The sequence below is a fragment of the Micromonospora sp. NBC_00860 genome, assembly GCF_045207375.1.
In the GTDB taxonomy this organism is placed as follows: domain Bacteria; phylum Actinomycetota; class Actinomycetes; order Mycobacteriales; family Micromonosporaceae; genus Micromonospora; species Micromonospora vinacea.
The window spans coordinates 3,132,295-3,147,714 of record NZ_CP108825.1 but is presented as its reverse complement, the minus strand read 5'-3'; the positions used below and the strand labels follow the sequence as shown (position 1 = coordinate 3,147,714).

Below are 15,420 nucleotides of genomic sequence, written 5' to 3'. Positions count from 1 at the left end.
ACGCTGGGCGACGCGCGATCCGTGCGGCGGGACTCGTTCGCCGTGTGCCGGCCCGCAAATCGCGAACGACGTTTGCGGTTTACAGTAGGTCAGTGAGTGACACAGCCGCGACCGGCGGCCCCGACCGGCAGCCGATCTGGAGCAGGCCCGAACGCGGCAGCCGCGGGCCCGCTCCGGGGCACAGTCGGGACAGCATCGTCGTAGCTGCGATCGCCCTGGCCGACACCGAAGGGCTGGCCGCGGTGTCGATGCGCGCCGTGGCCGCCGCGCTCGGCACCGGTGCCGGATCCCTCTACCGCTACCTGTCGTCCCGCGACGACCTGCTGGACCTGATGACCGACCGGGCGGCGGGGGAGCTGCGCCCGTACCCACAGGTGGAGGGCGACTGGGTGGAGACGATGGTGCTGCTGGGGCGCCGTCAGTTGGCGCTGTTCGGCGCCCACCCGTGGCTGCTCGACGTGATCCACCGGCCCTCCGGCATCGGCCCGGAGAGCCTGGCCTGGTTTGACAACTGCCTCCGGGTCCTGCAACCCGTGCGCAGCCCCGTGGCTGCCAAGTTCGAGGCCATCGCGATGATGACCGGCGTGGTGAGCCTCTTCGCCCGCCGTGAGTCCGCCGCCGGGGCAATCAGCTTCGCCGGGGTGGACCTCGCCGCGTACCCGCACCTGGTCGCGGCGTTCAGTCAGCCCTCCGGGCCGGCGCCCCGGGCGGACCTCGTCGAGCGGACCCTGCGCAGCCTGCTGACGGGTCTGCTGCTCGTGGAGTCGACCGAGACGGGCTGACCGCCTCGGCGGACCTGTGGTTTCTGCCGTTTCTCCGCGCACCTCGACTAGGTTCTCGATGGTGGGCGGGGCCAGACGACCCCGCGCCAGCTGCGGAGAGGTGCGCGATGTCCGACCCTGATCTTGTTGACCTGCGCCAACGGGCCAAGGACGGTGACCGGGACGCGGTCGACCAACTCGTCGAGCTCGCGGGGGAGCGGGGTGACCTGGCCGAGCTGCGTCAGCTGGCCGAGGACGGCAACGCCGACGCGGCGGCCCAACTGGTCGAACTCGCCACCGAACTCGGCGACCTGAACGAGCTGCGGCGCCTCGCCGACCAGGGCGACCGGGACGCCGCCGACCAGCTCGTCGAGTTGGCCGCGGAGCGGGCGGACGTCGGCGAACTTCGCCGGCTCGCCGACGGCGGGAACCGGGACGCGGCCGACGTCCTGGCCGAGCTCACCGATGAGCAGGACGAGGCGGAGTAGTCGGCCGCGGGAGCGCCCGCAGCCGGTGTCACGGCGCGGTGGTGAGGTATCGGCGGTAACCGACAGCGGACTGCGCGAACCCGATTGACGCGTAGAACCGGTGGGCGTCGGTGCGCGCGGCGTTCGACACCAGTTGGACCTTGTAACAGCCGGCCGCCGCCGCGTCGTCGAGCGCCGCCAGCATGAGGGCCCGGGCGACCCCGCGGCGGCGCCATTCGGGCGCGACCACCACGTTCTCCACCACCATGTACGGTCGCGCGCCGTGGGTGAGGTTGGGGGCGACGAGGGTGTCCAGGGTGCCCACGAAGGTGCTCCCGGCGACGGCCAGCAGGAGACGCCGGCCAGCCTGCCCGTGCAGGTCGCGCCAGGCGGCGGCCAGCCGGCCGGGGTCCGGCCGCGCGTCGTCGGGCGCGAGCTGCCACAGCACGTCGAAGACCCGCTCGGGGTCGTCCTGCGGTACGGCGGCGCGGACGACGAAGTCACCGCCGCTCACCGGGCCGACGCCAGAGCGTCCAGTTCGGACCGCGCCGGGTGCCGGCGTGGCGGCCGGCTGTGCCGACCGCACTGGTCGTCGACGCACCTCACCATGCCCTGGAGGATACGTGGCCGCCTGCACCACGTGGCGGGCGACGGCAACCGGGGCGCCGCCGCCCGCTTCGGCGGTGAACCGGTCAGACCCGCGCGGCCCGGATGGCGTCGCGCAGCGGGGTGCTCGGCCGGCCGAGCAGCCGACTGAGGTCGTCACTGTCGGTCGCCAGCTCGCCGTTGGCGATCGACTGGTCGAGCGCGGCGACGAAACCGGCGGTGCCCGCGTCCAGGCCGACGTTCTCCAGGGCCGAGGCCAGCTCGGCGGCGGACATGTCCTGGTGGACGACGGTGGTGCCGGTCACCTCGGTGACGGCCTCGGCCAGCTCGTCGAAGGTGAACGCGGTGCCGCCCAGTTCGTAGACGGCGTCGCCGTCCTCCGCGCGGGTCAGCGCGGCCACGGCCGCCCCTGCGTAGTCGGCCCGGGTCGCGGCGGAGATCTTGCTGCCGCCGGTGGCGCCGAGGATGGTGCCGGACCCGAGGTACTGCGGCAGCTGGTCGGTGTAGTTCTCGGTGTACCAGCTGTTGCGCAGCACGGTGTAGGCCAGACCGGACGCGGCGAGGACCTCCTCGGTGGCCTTGTGCTCCGGAGCGAGCGGGTTCGCTGTGGTGTCGGCCCTCAGGATGCTGGTGTAGACGAGCCGCTCGACCCCGGCGAGCTTGGCGGCGTCGATGACCGCTGTGTGCTGTGCGACGCGTTGACCGGGAGTGTCGCCGGAGATGAGCAGCAGGCGGCGTACGCCGGCCACGGCGCCGGGCAGCGTCGACGGGTCGTCGTAGTTGGCCTTGCGGATCTCTACTCCGCGCGCGGCCAGTTCGGCGGCCTTCTCCGGGCTGCGGACGACGGCGGCGATCTCGGCGGCGGGTACGCCGCTGTCGAGCAGCTGCTCGATCACCAGGCGGCCCAGTCGGCCGGTGGCGCCGGTGACGGCGTAGGTGGGCATGGGAACCTCCGGAGGGTGGGAAACAGATCAGTAAGCACTTACGAATCTACAGCACTAACCTACGAGCAGCGTGGGATAGGCTGGTGAGGTGAGCGACATGCCGGCCCAGGACCCGGCGGGGCCTACCCAGGAATTCGTCAGCGATGTCTTCGCCCGGGGGTGCACCTCCCGTGCGGCCTTCGAGGACGTCACCTCGAAGTGGGCCTCGCTGGCCCTGTTGGCGCTCGGGGAGGGTCGCTACCGGTTCAACGCGCTGCGGCGCCGCATCGACGGGGTCAGCGAGCGGATGCTCTCGCAGACCCTGCAGACCCTCGAACGCGACGGAATGCTCACCCGCGAGGTGCTCACCGCGATTCCACCGCGGGTCGAATACTCGCTGACCCCCCTGGGCGCCCGGGTCGCCGAGCAACTGCGCGGCCTCGCCGACCTGTTGGAAGCCTCGGTGCCCGAGCTGCAGACCGCCCGCGACAGCCGCGAGCGCGACCGGGGCTAGTGCTCTGACCGGGACGTTTGCCGGGTTGCTGCCCTCTGCGGGGTCGCTCGCCCGAAGGCCTAGACCGACACGCGGACGAAGCCCTCGGTCCAGTGGTCCTCATCGAGGTCGTACTCCCCGATCTGGAAACAGTCCGGCTCGTCGGCGAAGCCCGGTAAGAGACGCGCGCGGCGCATCCGCTCTTCGGCCACGGCCTCGGAGGAGTAGATGCCGAGCAGCTTGACGTCGTCGCCGTCCTGCTCGTCGACGAACACCCCCTCGTCGTCGAGGTGAATCGTCTCGTCGTCGGGGCCGCCTTCGTTCTGGTGGCTGATGTGCCAGAGGGGATAGACCTTCACGGGCGCAGGCTAACCCGGCCCACCCGGTGAACGCTCCCGGTTCGTCCGACAAATTTGCTATCCGGCGGCCGAAGCGCAGTGATACACAACGGGCGTGCAATACATTGTGGAGTTTCCCGAGGTCCTGCGGCTGATCGAAGACCGCTCGGCCGCGTTCCGTGCCGCGATCGCGTCCGCCCCCGACCTTGACGTCCAGGTCCCGACCTGCCCGGACTGGACGCTGCGCGAACTGGCGCAGCACCTCGGCGACGGCCGCCGCCGCCAGGCCGCCATCATCGCGGCTGGCCCGGGCGCTGAGCCCCCGGCGAGGACGGACCCGAAGGGCGCCCAGACGGCGCCCCGCGACCGCGAAGCCCTGGACGCCTGGCTCGCCGAGTCGACCGAGCTCATGCTCGACGCGATGCGCGCGGCCGGCCCGGACCGCGGCTGCTGGACCTGGTGGGGCCGCTCGCAGGCCCCGCAGACCAGCGGAGCCGTGGCCCGGCACCAGATTCAGGAGCTGGCTGTCCACACCTACGACGTCCAGCTCACCCAGGGGGCCGCACAGCCGCTGCCGACGGACGTGGCGGTCGAGGGCGTCGACGAGTTCCTGACGACCGTCGCGGCGACGACCGTCCCCTGGCCGTTCAAGCCGGCGACCATCGACCTGCACACGACCGAGGGCCGCTCCTGGCGCCTGACCCTGAACGCCGACGGCGTCCGCTGCGACGACCTCGCCACCGACGCGGAGCCGGGCGACATGGGGATGCGTGGCGCAGCGAGCGAACTGGTCCTCTACTTCTACGACCGCGTCCTGCTCGATGGTCTGGAGACCACCGGCGACACCCAGCCGATGGAGCAGCTCGCAGGCTGGGACCCGAACGCGTAAGGCAACCCGGTAGACGTTCCCGGTCAGAGGGCCAGCAGCAGCCGCACTAGTTGGCGTCCTGCGCGCAGATCGTGGTCATCTCGGCCAGGTAGCTGGCCAGCGTCGGCAGGCCGGCCTCGGCCCGGCGTCGTTCGACCTCCGGCTCGTCCCTGATCGGAGTCGTCGGGACAGGGCCGTCCGGTCCGCAGCGGATCTGTGTGCCGTACCCCTGGGGCTCGCCCTTGCCCACCGCGACCCGGTCCTCCAGGTAGGCCAGGTTGCCCGGCGATGCCTGGCGGGCGGTCACTGCGGCCCGCAGCAGGTCCAGTGCCTCCTGTTGGAAGGTCGGATCCTGGTCGGAGTGCTGGGCGATCGCCCAGGCGGCGTTGCCGCCGTCCTCGCCCACGAGGGCGAACGTCGGCCAGCCGTGGGTACGGATGATCTCCTTCAACCGGGCGGTGCGGGCCTGGTCGGACTCGCTCTGCGGCGTGCCCCCGCGGTCGGCCTGGTCGCGCGCCAGCATCGCGATCAACTCGTCGTGCAGCGCCTTGTCGAAGGAGGCGGGGGAGGAGGCGCTCGGGGCTGCCGGCGGCGCGCTGCTCGGTGAGTCGCCGGCCGGCCCGGACGAGGTGCCGCAGGCAGCGAGGGTGAGCAGTGCCACCAGCGGCACCGTGAGCGGCGACGGGAGCTTCACCTCGTCGATTGTCGTCGGGTCGTGGTCACCCCCACAAGGCGCGGACCGCGACCGTGTCTCAGGTGTTCAGCGTCTCGCGCGGCGGCACACCGAAGCTGGCGTGGTACCGGGCGGTGAACCTGCTGTGGCTGGCGAATCCCCACCGACTGGCGATCGCCGAGACCGTCTCCTGACCCGGGTCGGCGCGTACCAGGTCGTGGTGTGCCCGGACGAGCCGGACCCGACGCAGGTAGGCCATGGGGGTGGTGCCGAGATGACGACGGAAGGCAAGTTGCACCGCCCGCAGGGAGACGCCGGCCGCGCCGGCGATGTCGGCCGCGCTGATGTCCCGGTCGGCGTGCTCCTCCAGGAACGCGATCGCCCGTCGCAGCGTGGCGGTGGTGGCGTCGTTCCGGTCCGCGGCGGTCGGTTCGGTGAACGCGGTGTTGGGGAAGACCGCGAGCGCCGCCGCGGCCAGCATCCGGGCGGCGTTGCCGATCACCAGCTGTTGTGCCCCGGCGGCGGGGCTGTTCAACACGACGTCGCGGACGAAGCTGGTGGTGTTGCGCCACTGCCGGGCGAGGGCCGCACTGGCGGCGCCCAGCTCGGTGAACTCGATCCGACCGGGCCGACGGGCCGGCGCGGTGGTGGCCACCTGCGCCAGCACCGACAGGTCCAGTACGCACAGCTCCACCTCACCGGGATGCCACTGGACGGTGCACGGCTCCTCCGGCCTGGTGACCAGGAAGACCTCACCGGGGCCGAACCGGTGGGCCGATCCGGCGCAGGAGCGATTGACGTGCGCGGTGCGGGTGCGGCCGATGACCAGGCCGCCGAGGGTGCTGGCATCGATGTCGAGGTGCCCGGTCTGCCGGGTGGTCGCGATGGCGAAGGGGCCGGTGTCGACGCGGTGGTGGTTGAGCCGATAGCCGTTCTTGCTCTGAATGCGCAGTTTCGGGTCGTACGTGGCGGACAGAAATTCGTGGATGGCCGCCGGGTCGCGACTGTCGAACTGGTGGGTCTGCACTGGCGATGACGTCATCCGCTGTCTCCGTCCGGTGGAGGTGCCGCCGGGTGCTGGAACGGGTGCCGACGGCAGGTTCGGGACGTGCCGGGGTGCTCGGCGGTGACCCGGCACGTCTTTGGCCGGCGGCGGTGCGGTGATGGGGAACGTCGCGAGCGGGACGGCAGCGACCGGTTGCGGGCGTCGGATCTGGTCTGACCATTCAACGACTGTGGAGCGCAATATCTGTAGATGGGAATGTCACCCTACGACAATCGCGGACCCGTCGCCCGGCGAATCACGGCCGCGTGTCGGCAGCTCGACTTCGTTTTCCGGCTAGCGCGCCGAATGGTTCTGCGTCTGCGGTCCTAGCCACCCTCGTGGCCGACAGCGAAATCTTGTTCATGATTCATCGGAGGACGACCGGGTCACCGCCGGGAGGCCGACCCATGGAGGGGGAAACCGTTGGACAGTAGCGATCCTGACCGCGTCGTTCGGCTGGCCGTCGCCGAGGCGCTGGCCCGGGTGGCGGACGAGGACAGCCTGGGCCTGGGCGAGGGTGACGCGCTGGAGCGGCTCGGGCGTGGGCTGCGTGAGGTGCTCCGCCGGGCACTCGACGACCGGGTGCCACTGGCCACGCCGGACTTCGTCGACCTCTGCCGTGACCTGGGTCTGAACCGGGACGCCTTCGACCTGCTGGGGCACTACCTGATGACCGCGTTGCTGACCCAGCAGGTCGGACCGGACGCGCTGATCCGGGTCGGGGTGCTCCTCGGCACCGTCGGGCGCTACCTACCCGGTGCCCGTCCGGTACCCCACCGCAACGACGGTCCCGCGTCGCGGCGACGCGACGTGCGCTCGGACAACAGCGTCGTCGGTCGGTACCGCCGCGCCAAGCTGCCGGAGCACCTGCCCAACCCGCCGAGCTGGACCTGCACCGGGTGCGGCCGCGAGTGGCCCTGCGCCACCAAGCAGAGCCAGCTGCTCGCCGAGTTCGGTGGAGCGCGCGCCTCCCTCGCGGTCTATCTCGGCTCCTGCCTCGTCGCGGCGGCCGAGGACCTGCCCACGCTGCCGCTGCCTCGGGTCCGGCTCCGGTTCCTGGGCTGGCTGCCCCGCGCTCGGATCTGACTCGACCGTCGGCGCCCCACCCGTCGGTCGGAACCCGGATCGGTACGGCACTAGGCAGCAGGCCCATCGATGCGATGGAATATGAACCACGTGTCGTGCCCCGGGAGGACACCGATGACGTCTGCTCCGTCGATCGCCGGTACCCGCGCTCGGGTCGCCAGCGTCCTGGTCGGTCTGCTGGTCGCGGCACTGCCCGCAGCGCCGGTGGTCGCCTCCCCGATCGCGGCGCAACCGGCGGCGGGGCACCGGCCACCGCCCGCGCACGTCGTGGGCGACAAGACGGTCCCCGCCTACTCCTACGCCGACGCGATCCGGGAGAGCGTCTGGGTGGAGACCCGCGCCGACACCGACGGAGACGGGGTGCGCGACCGGGTGGCGGTGGACCTCGTCCGGCCCCGGGAGGCCGCAACCGCCGGGGTCCGCGTACCGGTCATCATGGACGCCTCGCCCTACTACCTCTGCTGCGGTCGGGGCAACGAGGGCGAGCTGAAGACGTACGACGCGGCCGGCGTGATCGCCAAGGCCCCGCTCTTCTACGACAACTACTTCGTCCCGCGCGGGTACGCGTTCGCCGCCGTGGACCTCGCCGGCACCGCCCGCTCCACCGGCTGCGAGGACGTCGGCGGCCCGGCCGAGGTGGGCAGCGCCAAGGCCGTCGTCGACTGGCTCAACGGGCGGGCCCGCGCATTCACCGCCGACGGCCGACCGGTGGACGCGGCTTGGAGCACCGGCCAGGTCGGCATGATCGGCAAGTCGTGGGACGGTTCGGTCGCCAACGGGGTCGCCGCGACCGGCGTGCCCGGGCTGGCGACCATCGTGCCGATCTCGGCCATCTCCAGCTGGTACGACTACATGCGCTACCAGGGGAACCTGCGGGCCGCCGACTACCCCGGCTTCCTGCACTCGTACGTCAACGGCCGCACCGACGACGCCTGCGCGGGCGTGCTGGCGCGGCTGCGCGCCGACAGCTCCGACGAGACCGGCGACTACAACCGGTTCTGGGCGCAGCGCGACTACCGGCCGTCGGCCGACCGGGTCCGGGCCAGCGTGTTCGTGGCGCACGGCGTCAACGACCTGAACGTCACGACCAACCAGTTCGCCCGCTGGTGGCAGGAGTTGGCCGACCGGGGTGTGCCCCGCAAGCTGTGGCTCTACCAGGCCGGCCACGAGGACCCTTTCGACGTGCGGCGGGCCGAGTGGGTGGCCGCCCTGCACCGCTGGTTCGACTACTGGTTGCAGGGGCTGCGCAACGGGGTGATGGGCGAGCCCCGGGTCGACCGGGAGACCGCGCCGGGCACGTGGACGACGCAACGGGACTGGCCTGCCCCCGGCGCCCGGGACGTCCGCGTTCCGCTCGGTGCCGGTGACGGCGTGACCGGCACCCTCGGCGGGCGCGGCGCGCGGCCGGGTCAGGAGCGGGCCTACCTCGACGAGTCACTGACCGAGGCCGAGCTGGTCGCCGAGCCCGGCACCGCGACCGCCGGCCGGCTGGTCTTCCTCTCCGGCGCCCTCACCGCCCCGCTGCGGATCTCCGGCAGCCCCTCGGTGCGGCTGCGGGTCCGGGTGGATCGGCCGACCACCGAGCTGACCGCCCGGCTGGTCGACTACGGCACCGCCGAGCGGATCAGCTATGACAACTCGGAGGGCGTCCGGACGCTGACGACCGAGTCCTGCTGGGGAGCCTCCACGGCGGCCGACGACGCCTGCTACCGGGACACCGAGGAGATCACCGCGGTCACCGACCACGCCGTGTTGACCCGGGGGTGGCTCGACGCCGCCCATCACCGCTCGCTGCGGTTCAGCAGCCCGCTGCTCCCGGACCGGTGGTACACGGTGACCGTGCCGCTGAACGCATACGACGCGGTGCTGCCCACCGGGCACGTACTCGGCCTGGTCCTTGGCCAGAGCGACCCGGAGTTCACCGAGACGAACGACCGGGACGCCACAGTGCGGGTCGATCTCGGCCGCAGTGAGCTGATCCTTCCGGCCGCCGGCCGCGTGGGGCTGCCCGCCGTCGATGTCGCACCGTCGGTGGTCACCGCGCCGGCCGACCCGTCGGCGGCCCGCACGGCCCGTGACCCCCGGCAGGTGCCCTGACCCGGCCCTGCCCGAGGCCGGTCCCGACTGGACACTCCGCGCGGTCGCTGAGTCACCCGCTGCTGCCCCGTCCGGCGCTGCGCGCAGGTCGGGGCAGGGTGTTCATCGTGCGCACCCGTTGCGTACGGCCGGTGTTCACCGGCCTCTCCGAGGCTCCTTGATCGAAAGAGCATTCGCTTGATCGAGGAAAGGCTCTCACGTGAGAGACAAGCATCCCGAAGAGACCGAGCACGCGCAGCTGTCCCGGCGCAAGCTGGTCAAGTACGCGGGCGTCGGCGCGACGCTGGCCGCCGCCAGCCCACTGGTCGGCGCCGGTGCGGCGTGGGCCGACGAGGACCGCCGGCCGGGTGACGACGACAAGACCGACCGGGGTAACTCCAGGAACCGGACGTGGCGCGCGGGCGACCACCACATCCACTCCGAGTACAGCGGCGAGTTCGACACCACGAAGTCCCCGATCGTCTTCCACAAGGGCGCGGACGCGGTCTACCCGATCGTCACCAACGCCATCATGGCGAAGAACTTCGGTCTGACCTGGGCGATGTGCACCGACCACGGTGGACCGACCCACTCGAAGGTGAACATCGAGCAGGCGTACCCCGACCTGCTGCGCTCCCGCAAGCTGGTCCCCGAGGTGCTCCAGTTCTGGGGCATGGAGTTCGACGCGCCCTCGCTGGACCACCACACGCTGATGATCCCGCGCCACGACGACGAGGCGAAGCAGCTCTTCGAGCTGGAGAGCCGGTTCGCCAAGTACGACGCATTCCCCACCGACCCGGCCCGCGACACCGAGGCCAAGATGGTGGAGTTCCTCAAGGTCGCCCGGGGCATGCCGCACAAGCCGCTGGTGATCGCCCACCACGCGTCGCGTTCGGCGCCCGGTCTCGGCGTCTACGGTCAGGACACCCCGCGCGAGTTCCGCAACGGCAACAACGCCGCGCCGGACGTCTACATCGGCTTCGAGGGAGCGCCCGGCCACCAGGCCGGCCCGCTCAACGGCGGCAAGCGGGGCGGGTACGGCAACCACCCCACCTACGGTGGCTTCGACCAGATGACCGCTCGGGTCGGCGGCCTGTGGGACTCACTGCTCGGCGAGGGCCGGCGCTGGTGGATCACCGCGACCTCGGACTCGCACGTGCACTGGACCCGCGGCGGCTCGGACTTCTGGCCGGGCGAGTACAGCAAGACGTACGTGCACGCCCGCCAGGACTACGGCGACATCATGGACGGCCTGCGCAACGGCCGGATCTGGGTCACCACCGGCGACCTGATCCGCAGCCTCGACGTCACCGCCACATCTCAGGGCAGGACCGCCGAGGTGGGCGAGACGATCACGGTGAGCCGTCGTAGCCGTACCGATGTCGAGATCGAGATCACGTTCCGCCCGCTCGGCGGGGTGAACGCGAACGGCGACCGGCCCGAGGTCCGCCGGGTCGACCTGATCGTCGGCCAGATCACCGGCCCGAGCGCCAGCCTGGACGCCGACACCAACCCCACCACCAAGGTGGCGGCCCGGTTCGGCCCGCGGGACTGGCGTCGGCACGGCGACAGCTACGTCATCCGGCACACCCTGCGCAATGTCGAGGCGGACACCTACGCGCGGGTGCGCGGCACCAGCACCGACGAGGCCGAGCCGCTCGCCGACGGGCTGGAGAGCCCGTGGGACGACCTGTGGTTCTACTCGAACCCGGTCTTCGTGCACGTGCGCTGACCGAGCGCGACAGCGACATCGCGGGCCTGTCCGGCACCGCTCGACGGACGACGTCGGGCGCAGCGGGGCGGGCCCGCCCGGTCGTATCCGGTCACTCGGGGCTGCGGCGGCGGGCCCGGGGGGTGGTGGTTCGCCCGCTGCGCACCGCCGCGGCTCCGGTCCGGCGGGCCGCGGGCGTGGGGTCGGCCTGCACCTGTGTCACCACCTCGCAGAGGTCGCGCAGTGGGTCCATCGCCTGGGCCGAGCAGGCGACCTTCTGCAGCAGTGACCGCAGCGTCGCCGACTCGGTCGGCGTGAGCGCCCCCAGCAGGTGCGACTCGACCTGCCGCAGTGCCAACCGCCGCTGGTCCCAGGCGGCACGACCGGCGTCGGTGACCTCGATCAGCCGGTTGCGCCGGTCGGCCGGATCCGCGCGCCGGACGACGAACCCGGGCCGCTCCAGGTCGTCGATCAGGTACGTGAGGACGGTGCGGTCGATGCCGATCTCCTCGGCGATCGCGCCCTGGTTTCGGGCCGGCCCGTTGCTGGCCGCGGTGAGCAGTTGGTAGCCGCGCGGGCCACCGGGAAAGTCGGTGAGCGCGTGCTCGGCCGCCCGGATGTAGCCGCGGAAGACGATCCCGAGCATCCAGCCCAGGTCGTCGTCGAGCGGATCGGGCCGGTCCGGCCGGCGAGTGGCACCCGTCATCCCCCGACAATACCGCAGTGAAGCAGACCTTGTTGGCACAAGATGTTCTGTGTGGCATAAGGTTAAGGCCACGACGCATCACCCGAGGCGTCGGGTGAATCGGGAGGCTCGCAGATGAGCGACTACGGCCACGACCTGGTCTTCGGATCCTTCGTCACGCCCAGCGCTGGCAATCCGGGCCGCACTGTCGGCGTCGCCGTCCTGGCTGAGCAGGTCGGGCTGGACCTGGTCACCTTCCAGGATCATCCGTACCAGCCGGCGTTCCTCGACACCTGGACGCTGCTGAGCTTCGTGGCGGCCCGCACCAGCCGGGTGCACCTGGCGGCGAACGTGACGAACCTGCCACTGCGCCCGCCGGCGGTGCTCGCCCGCAGCGTGGCCAGCCTGGATCTGCTCAGCGGTGGCCGGATCAGCCTCGGCCTCGGAGCGGGGGCGTTCTGGGATGCCATCGAGGCGATGGGCGGCCGGCGGCTGACCCCCGGCCAGGGTGTGCGAGCACTGGAGGAGGCCATCGAGGTCGTCCGTCAGCTCTGGGACGCCGAGACGCGTGGCGGAGTGCGGGTCGACGGCGAGTTCTACCGGGTCGTCGGCGCCAAGCGTGGACCCGCTCCGGCCCACCCGGTGCCGATCTGGCTGGGCGCGTACAAGCCCCGGATGCTCCAGCTCACCGGGCGTCGGGCCGACGGCTGGCTGCCCACGCTGGGCTACCTTCAGCCCGGTGACCTGAGCAAGGGCAACGAGATCATCGACGACGCCGCGCAGCAGGCCGGCCGATCCCCACAGGACGTGCGTCGGCTGCTCAACATCGCCGGAGAGTTCTCCGCCGTCGGGCGCGGCCCGCTGAACGGGCCCGCCGAGCAGTGGGCCGAGGAGTTGGCCGAGCTGGCACTGGTAGACGGCGTCGGAACCTTCATCCTCGGCAGCGACGACCCCGACGACCTGCGCCGCTTCGCCGGCGAGGTGGCCCCCGCCGTCCGCGAGCTGGTCGCCGCCGAACGTGACCGGGGTGCAGCTCCGGCTGCGACTCCAGAGCCGGAGCGGGTCGTCGCGTCGCCGGCCCGGTCGAGCCACGCCACCGCGAGCGGCGGTACCTTCGCCGTGGTGCCGACCCCGGACGACGGCGTACGGCGAAGCGAGCAGCAGGTGTGGGACGAGTCGACCCGGCCGACCGGGCCCGCGCCCGACCCGGAGCGCACCTACACCCCCCAGGAGCAGGCCACCGGCGCGCACCTCGTGCAGATCCACGACGGCCTGCGCGCCGAGCTGGCCCAGATCCACGACCTGATCGAGCAGGTGGCGGCCGGCGAGATCGACGCCGGCGCGGCCCGGTCCCACATCAACACGATGACCATGCGGCAGAACCGCTGGACGCTGGGCGTCTACTGCGAGTCGTACTGCCGCATCGTCACCACCCACCACACGATCGAGGACCAGTCGCTCTTCCCCCGGTTGCGGGCGCGCGACCCCCGACTCGGCCCGGTGGTCGACCGGCTGGAGCAGGAGCACCACGCCATCCACGACGTGCTGGAGGGTGTCGACAGGGCCCTGGTCGCGTACGTCGGGTCTCCGGACGGCATCGCCGAGCTGCGCGCCGCGGTGGACCTGCTGACCGACGCCCTGCTGTCGCACCTCAGCTACGAGGAGCGGGAACTGGTCGAGCCGCTGGCACGGCTGGGCATCGCCTGATCAACGCGGCACCGCCGGCTCGGGGTTGCCCCGATCTAATCTGAGAGACTACTCTCGAAACATGTCTCTCAAGAATCCGTACGGGGATTTCGAGATTACCGAGCCGCAGGCGCTGCGGGCGCTGGCCCACCCGGTGCGCCTGGCGATCCTCGAACACCTGCAACGGCACGGCCCGGCCACGGCGACCGGACTCTCACCGCACGTCGGCGCCACACCGTCGGTGGTCAGCTGGCACCTGCGGCACCTCGCGACGTTCGGCCTGGTCCATGACTGGGATGGCGCCACCAGCAAGCGGGAACGCTGGTGGCAGGCCGTCGCCCGGGGCTTCCGCTTCACCGCGTCCGACAGTGTCGAGGGACAGTCCGCGAGCCAACAGCTGCGCGCGGAGATGTTCGCCCGCAACGCCGACGCACCCCAGCAGTGGCTGCTGCACGAGGAACCCCGACTGGACCCGGAGTGGCGCGCGCTGGCCGGCATGGCCGACACCCGGTTCGTGGCCACCGCCGACGAGTTGCGGCAACTGGAGGAGTCGATCGAAGAGCTGATCGCTCCATACGTGCGGCGCAAGGAGGCGTCGGCCCCGGACGGCGCGCGGATCGTCCGGATGCTGCGCTACCTCCTGCCCGAGCCGGGGGACGAAGCCTCGACCGAGCCCGGCGACGACGACGCGGCCACGTCGTGACCGCCACCGGCACTGCGAGCGCCACCGGCGCCGTGCCTCCGCCGGCCCTGCACCGCGACCGGCGGTTCCGCACCTTCTGGGCCGGCGAGACGATCTCCCAGTTCGGCGACCGGGTCAGCGAACTGGCTCTGCCGCTGATCGCCGTCACCCTGCTCGCCGCGACACCCGTGCAGGTCAGTGTCCTCACCGCGCTGATCTGGCTGCCCAACCTGCTGGGCCTGTTCCTCGGTGCGTGGGTGGACCAACGCACCCACAAGCGGCGACTCCTGATAATCGCGGACCTGGTCCGCGCCGCGGTGCTGCTCAGCCTGCCGGTGGCCTACCTGTTCGACGCGATCACCCTCACCCAGCTCTACCTGGTGGCACTGCTCACCGGCCTGGGAGCGGTGCTGTTCGCCATGGCGCGTCAGGCCTTCTTCGTCGCCCTGGTGCCCCGATCGGCGTACGTGGACGCGACCAGCAAACTGAGCATGAGCCGATCGCTGTCCTTCATCGCCGGCCCCGCCGTCGGCGGTGGGCTGGTCCAGGCGCTCAGCGCGCCGGTCGCGATCCTCGTCGACGCGGTGTCGTTCCTCGGCTCCGCGCTGCTGCTCCGCCGCATCCCGGTGACCGAGACGCCTCCGCCGCCGCGTCAGACGTCCACTCTCGGCCTGGTCCGCGAAGGGCTCGTGCTGGTGCTGCGCCACCCCGTGCTGCGGGCCGCCCTCGGCTGCACCAGCACTGTCAACTTCTTCACCTTCATCACCGGCGCGCTGCTGGTGCTCTACGCCAGCCGGGACCTCGACCTGTCCGCCGGCGCGATCGGCGTCGCCCTCGGGTTCGGGGCACTCGGCGGGCTCGCGGGCGCGGCGCTCGCCCCACGGATCTCCCGCGCCATCGGATTGGGCCGCACCGCCATGATCGGCGCGGTGCTCTTCCCCGCGCCGCTGGCGCTGACCGCGCTGGTGACCGGCCCCACCTGGACGAAGGTGGCCATGCTGGCGGCCATCGAGCTGGTCTCCAGCGTCGGGGTGATGCTGATGGACGTGAACCTCAACGCCCTGCTCACCGCCGTGACACCCGACGACGCGCGAGGACGCCGGGCCGGTGCCTACAGTGCCGTCAACTACGGCATCCGACCGCTCGGCGCGCTGGTCGGTGGCGCGTTGGGCACCACCATCGGGCTGCGCCCCACCCTGGCCATCGCCGGCCTGGGTGGCGTGCTCGCCGTGCTCTGGCTGGTCGCGTCGCCGGTGCGCCACATCAGAACCCTCGACGAACCGGCGGCCTGAGGGCTCTGGCGGCTCTTCATCGTGCCAC

The 15,420-nt window shown here is 71.8% G+C and carries 16 protein-coding genes; 10 read left to right on the top strand and 6 right to left on the bottom strand.

Going from position 1 to position 15,420, the window contains the following annotated elements:
- The first annotated feature begins 92 nt into the window (after window positions 1–92).
- Together OH804_RS14550 and OH804_RS14545 are read left to right on the top strand one after the other, a co-directional pair.
- Window positions 93–782 (top strand): TetR/AcrR family transcriptional regulator, encoded by a 690-nt coding sequence (locus OH804_RS14550; protein WP_406065727.1) that lies wholly within the window; start codon window positions 93–95, stop codon window positions 780–782.
- 107 nt (window positions 783–889) lie between these two features.
- Window positions 890–1,249: a hypothetical protein gene (locus tag OH804_RS14545; RefSeq protein ID WP_406065725.1), complete on the top strand. Its 360-nt coding sequence runs from the start codon at window positions 890–892 to the stop codon at window positions 1,247–1,249.
- 28 nt (window positions 1,250–1,277) lie between these two features.
- Here the strand turns inward: OH804_RS14545 and OH804_RS14540 are convergent, their stop codons facing one another.
- Window positions 1,278–1,742 carry a GNAT family N-acetyltransferase gene (locus tag OH804_RS14540; RefSeq protein ID WP_406065723.1) on the bottom strand — a complete coding sequence of 155 codons (465 nt, stop codon included), beginning with the start codon at window positions 1,740–1,742 and terminating at the stop codon, window positions 1,278–1,280.
- Window positions 1,743–1,920: 178 nt separating this feature from the next.
- Window positions 1,921–2,778, bottom strand: a complete 858-nt coding sequence (locus tag OH804_RS14535; RefSeq protein WP_406065721.1) for an SDR family oxidoreductase — start codon at window positions 2,776–2,778, stop codon at window positions 1,921–1,923.
- A 97-nt stretch (window positions 2,779–2,875) separates the two neighbouring features.
- Here OH804_RS14535 and OH804_RS14530 point away from each other — a divergent pair, with 97 nt between their 5' ends.
- Complete coding sequence (locus OH804_RS14530; RefSeq protein WP_196924914.1) at window positions 2,876–3,271, top strand: helix-turn-helix domain-containing protein; 396 nt, start codon at window positions 2,876–2,878, stop codon at window positions 3,269–3,271.
- A gap of 59 nt (window positions 3,272–3,330) precedes the next feature.
- Here the strand turns inward: OH804_RS14530 and OH804_RS14525 are convergent, their stop codons facing one another.
- Window positions 3,331–3,609: a hypothetical protein gene (locus OH804_RS14525; protein ID WP_196922608.1), complete on the bottom strand. Its 279-nt coding sequence runs from the start codon at window positions 3,607–3,609 to the stop codon at window positions 3,331–3,333.
- A gap of 94 nt (window positions 3,610–3,703) precedes the next feature.
- On the opposite strand from OH804_RS14525, the gene OH804_RS14520 reads away from it, so the two are divergent.
- The gene (locus tag OH804_RS14520) at window positions 3,704–4,477 is read left to right on the top strand and encodes a maleylpyruvate isomerase N-terminal domain-containing protein (RefSeq protein ID WP_406065719.1); all 774 of its coding nucleotides are present in this window, start codon (window positions 3,704–3,706) and stop codon (window positions 4,475–4,477) included.
- Between the two features lie 46 nt (window positions 4,478–4,523).
- On the opposite strand, the gene OH804_RS14515 is transcribed toward OH804_RS14520, so the two are convergent.
- Window positions 4,524–5,150, bottom strand: a complete 627-nt coding sequence (locus OH804_RS14515) for a DUF6624 domain-containing protein (RefSeq protein WP_196922609.1) — start codon at window positions 5,148–5,150, stop codon at window positions 4,524–4,526.
- Between the two features lie 58 nt (window positions 5,151–5,208).
- Complete coding sequence (locus tag OH804_RS14510) at window positions 5,209–6,171, bottom strand: helix-turn-helix transcriptional regulator (RefSeq protein ID WP_196922610.1); 963 nt, start codon at window positions 6,169–6,171, stop codon at window positions 5,209–5,211.
- Between the two features lie 426 nt (window positions 6,172–6,597).
- Between OH804_RS14510 and OH804_RS14505 the strand changes: the two genes are divergently transcribed.
- From OH804_RS14505 to OH804_RS14495, 3 genes are all read left to right on the top strand, one after another.
- Window positions 6,598–7,260, top strand: coding sequence for a hypothetical protein (locus OH804_RS14505; protein WP_231392621.1), 663 nt, complete (start codon window positions 6,598–6,600; stop codon window positions 7,258–7,260).
- Between the two features lie 114 nt (window positions 7,261–7,374).
- Complete coding sequence (locus OH804_RS14500; RefSeq protein ID WP_406065717.1) at window positions 7,375–9,357, top strand: Xaa-Pro dipeptidyl-peptidase; 1,983 nt, start codon at window positions 7,375–7,377, stop codon at window positions 9,355–9,357.
- 199 nt (window positions 9,358–9,556) lie between these two features.
- Complete coding sequence (locus tag OH804_RS14495) at window positions 9,557–11,068, top strand: phosphoesterase (RefSeq protein ID WP_196922613.1); 1,512 nt, start codon at window positions 9,557–9,559, stop codon at window positions 11,066–11,068.
- A gap of 91 nt (window positions 11,069–11,159) precedes the next feature.
- Here OH804_RS14495 and OH804_RS14490 read toward each other — a convergent pair whose 3' ends face one another.
- Window positions 11,160–11,753: a MarR family winged helix-turn-helix transcriptional regulator gene (locus OH804_RS14490; RefSeq protein WP_196922614.1), complete on the bottom strand. Its 594-nt coding sequence runs from the start codon at window positions 11,751–11,753 to the stop codon at window positions 11,160–11,162.
- Window positions 11,754–11,867: 114 nt separating this feature from the next.
- Between OH804_RS14490 and OH804_RS14485 the strand changes: the two genes are divergently transcribed.
- The 3 genes from OH804_RS14485 (at window position 11,868) to OH804_RS14475 (ending at window position 15,392) form a co-directional block, all read left to right on the top strand.
- Window positions 11,868–13,439, top strand: a complete 1,572-nt coding sequence (locus OH804_RS14485; protein WP_406065714.1) for an LLM class flavin-dependent oxidoreductase — start codon at window positions 11,868–11,870, stop codon at window positions 13,437–13,439.
- Between the two features lie 61 nt (window positions 13,440–13,500).
- Window positions 13,501–14,121: an ArsR/SmtB family transcription factor gene (locus tag OH804_RS14480; protein ID WP_406065712.1), complete on the top strand. Its 621-nt coding sequence runs from the start codon at window positions 13,501–13,503 to the stop codon at window positions 14,119–14,121.
- Complete coding sequence (locus tag OH804_RS14475; protein ID WP_406065710.1) at window positions 14,118–15,392, top strand: MFS transporter; 1,275 nt, start codon at window positions 14,118–14,120, stop codon at window positions 15,390–15,392. Before OH804_RS14480 ends, OH804_RS14475 begins: the two co-directional genes overlap by 4 nt.
- Window positions 15,393–15,420: the final 28 nt, after the last annotated feature.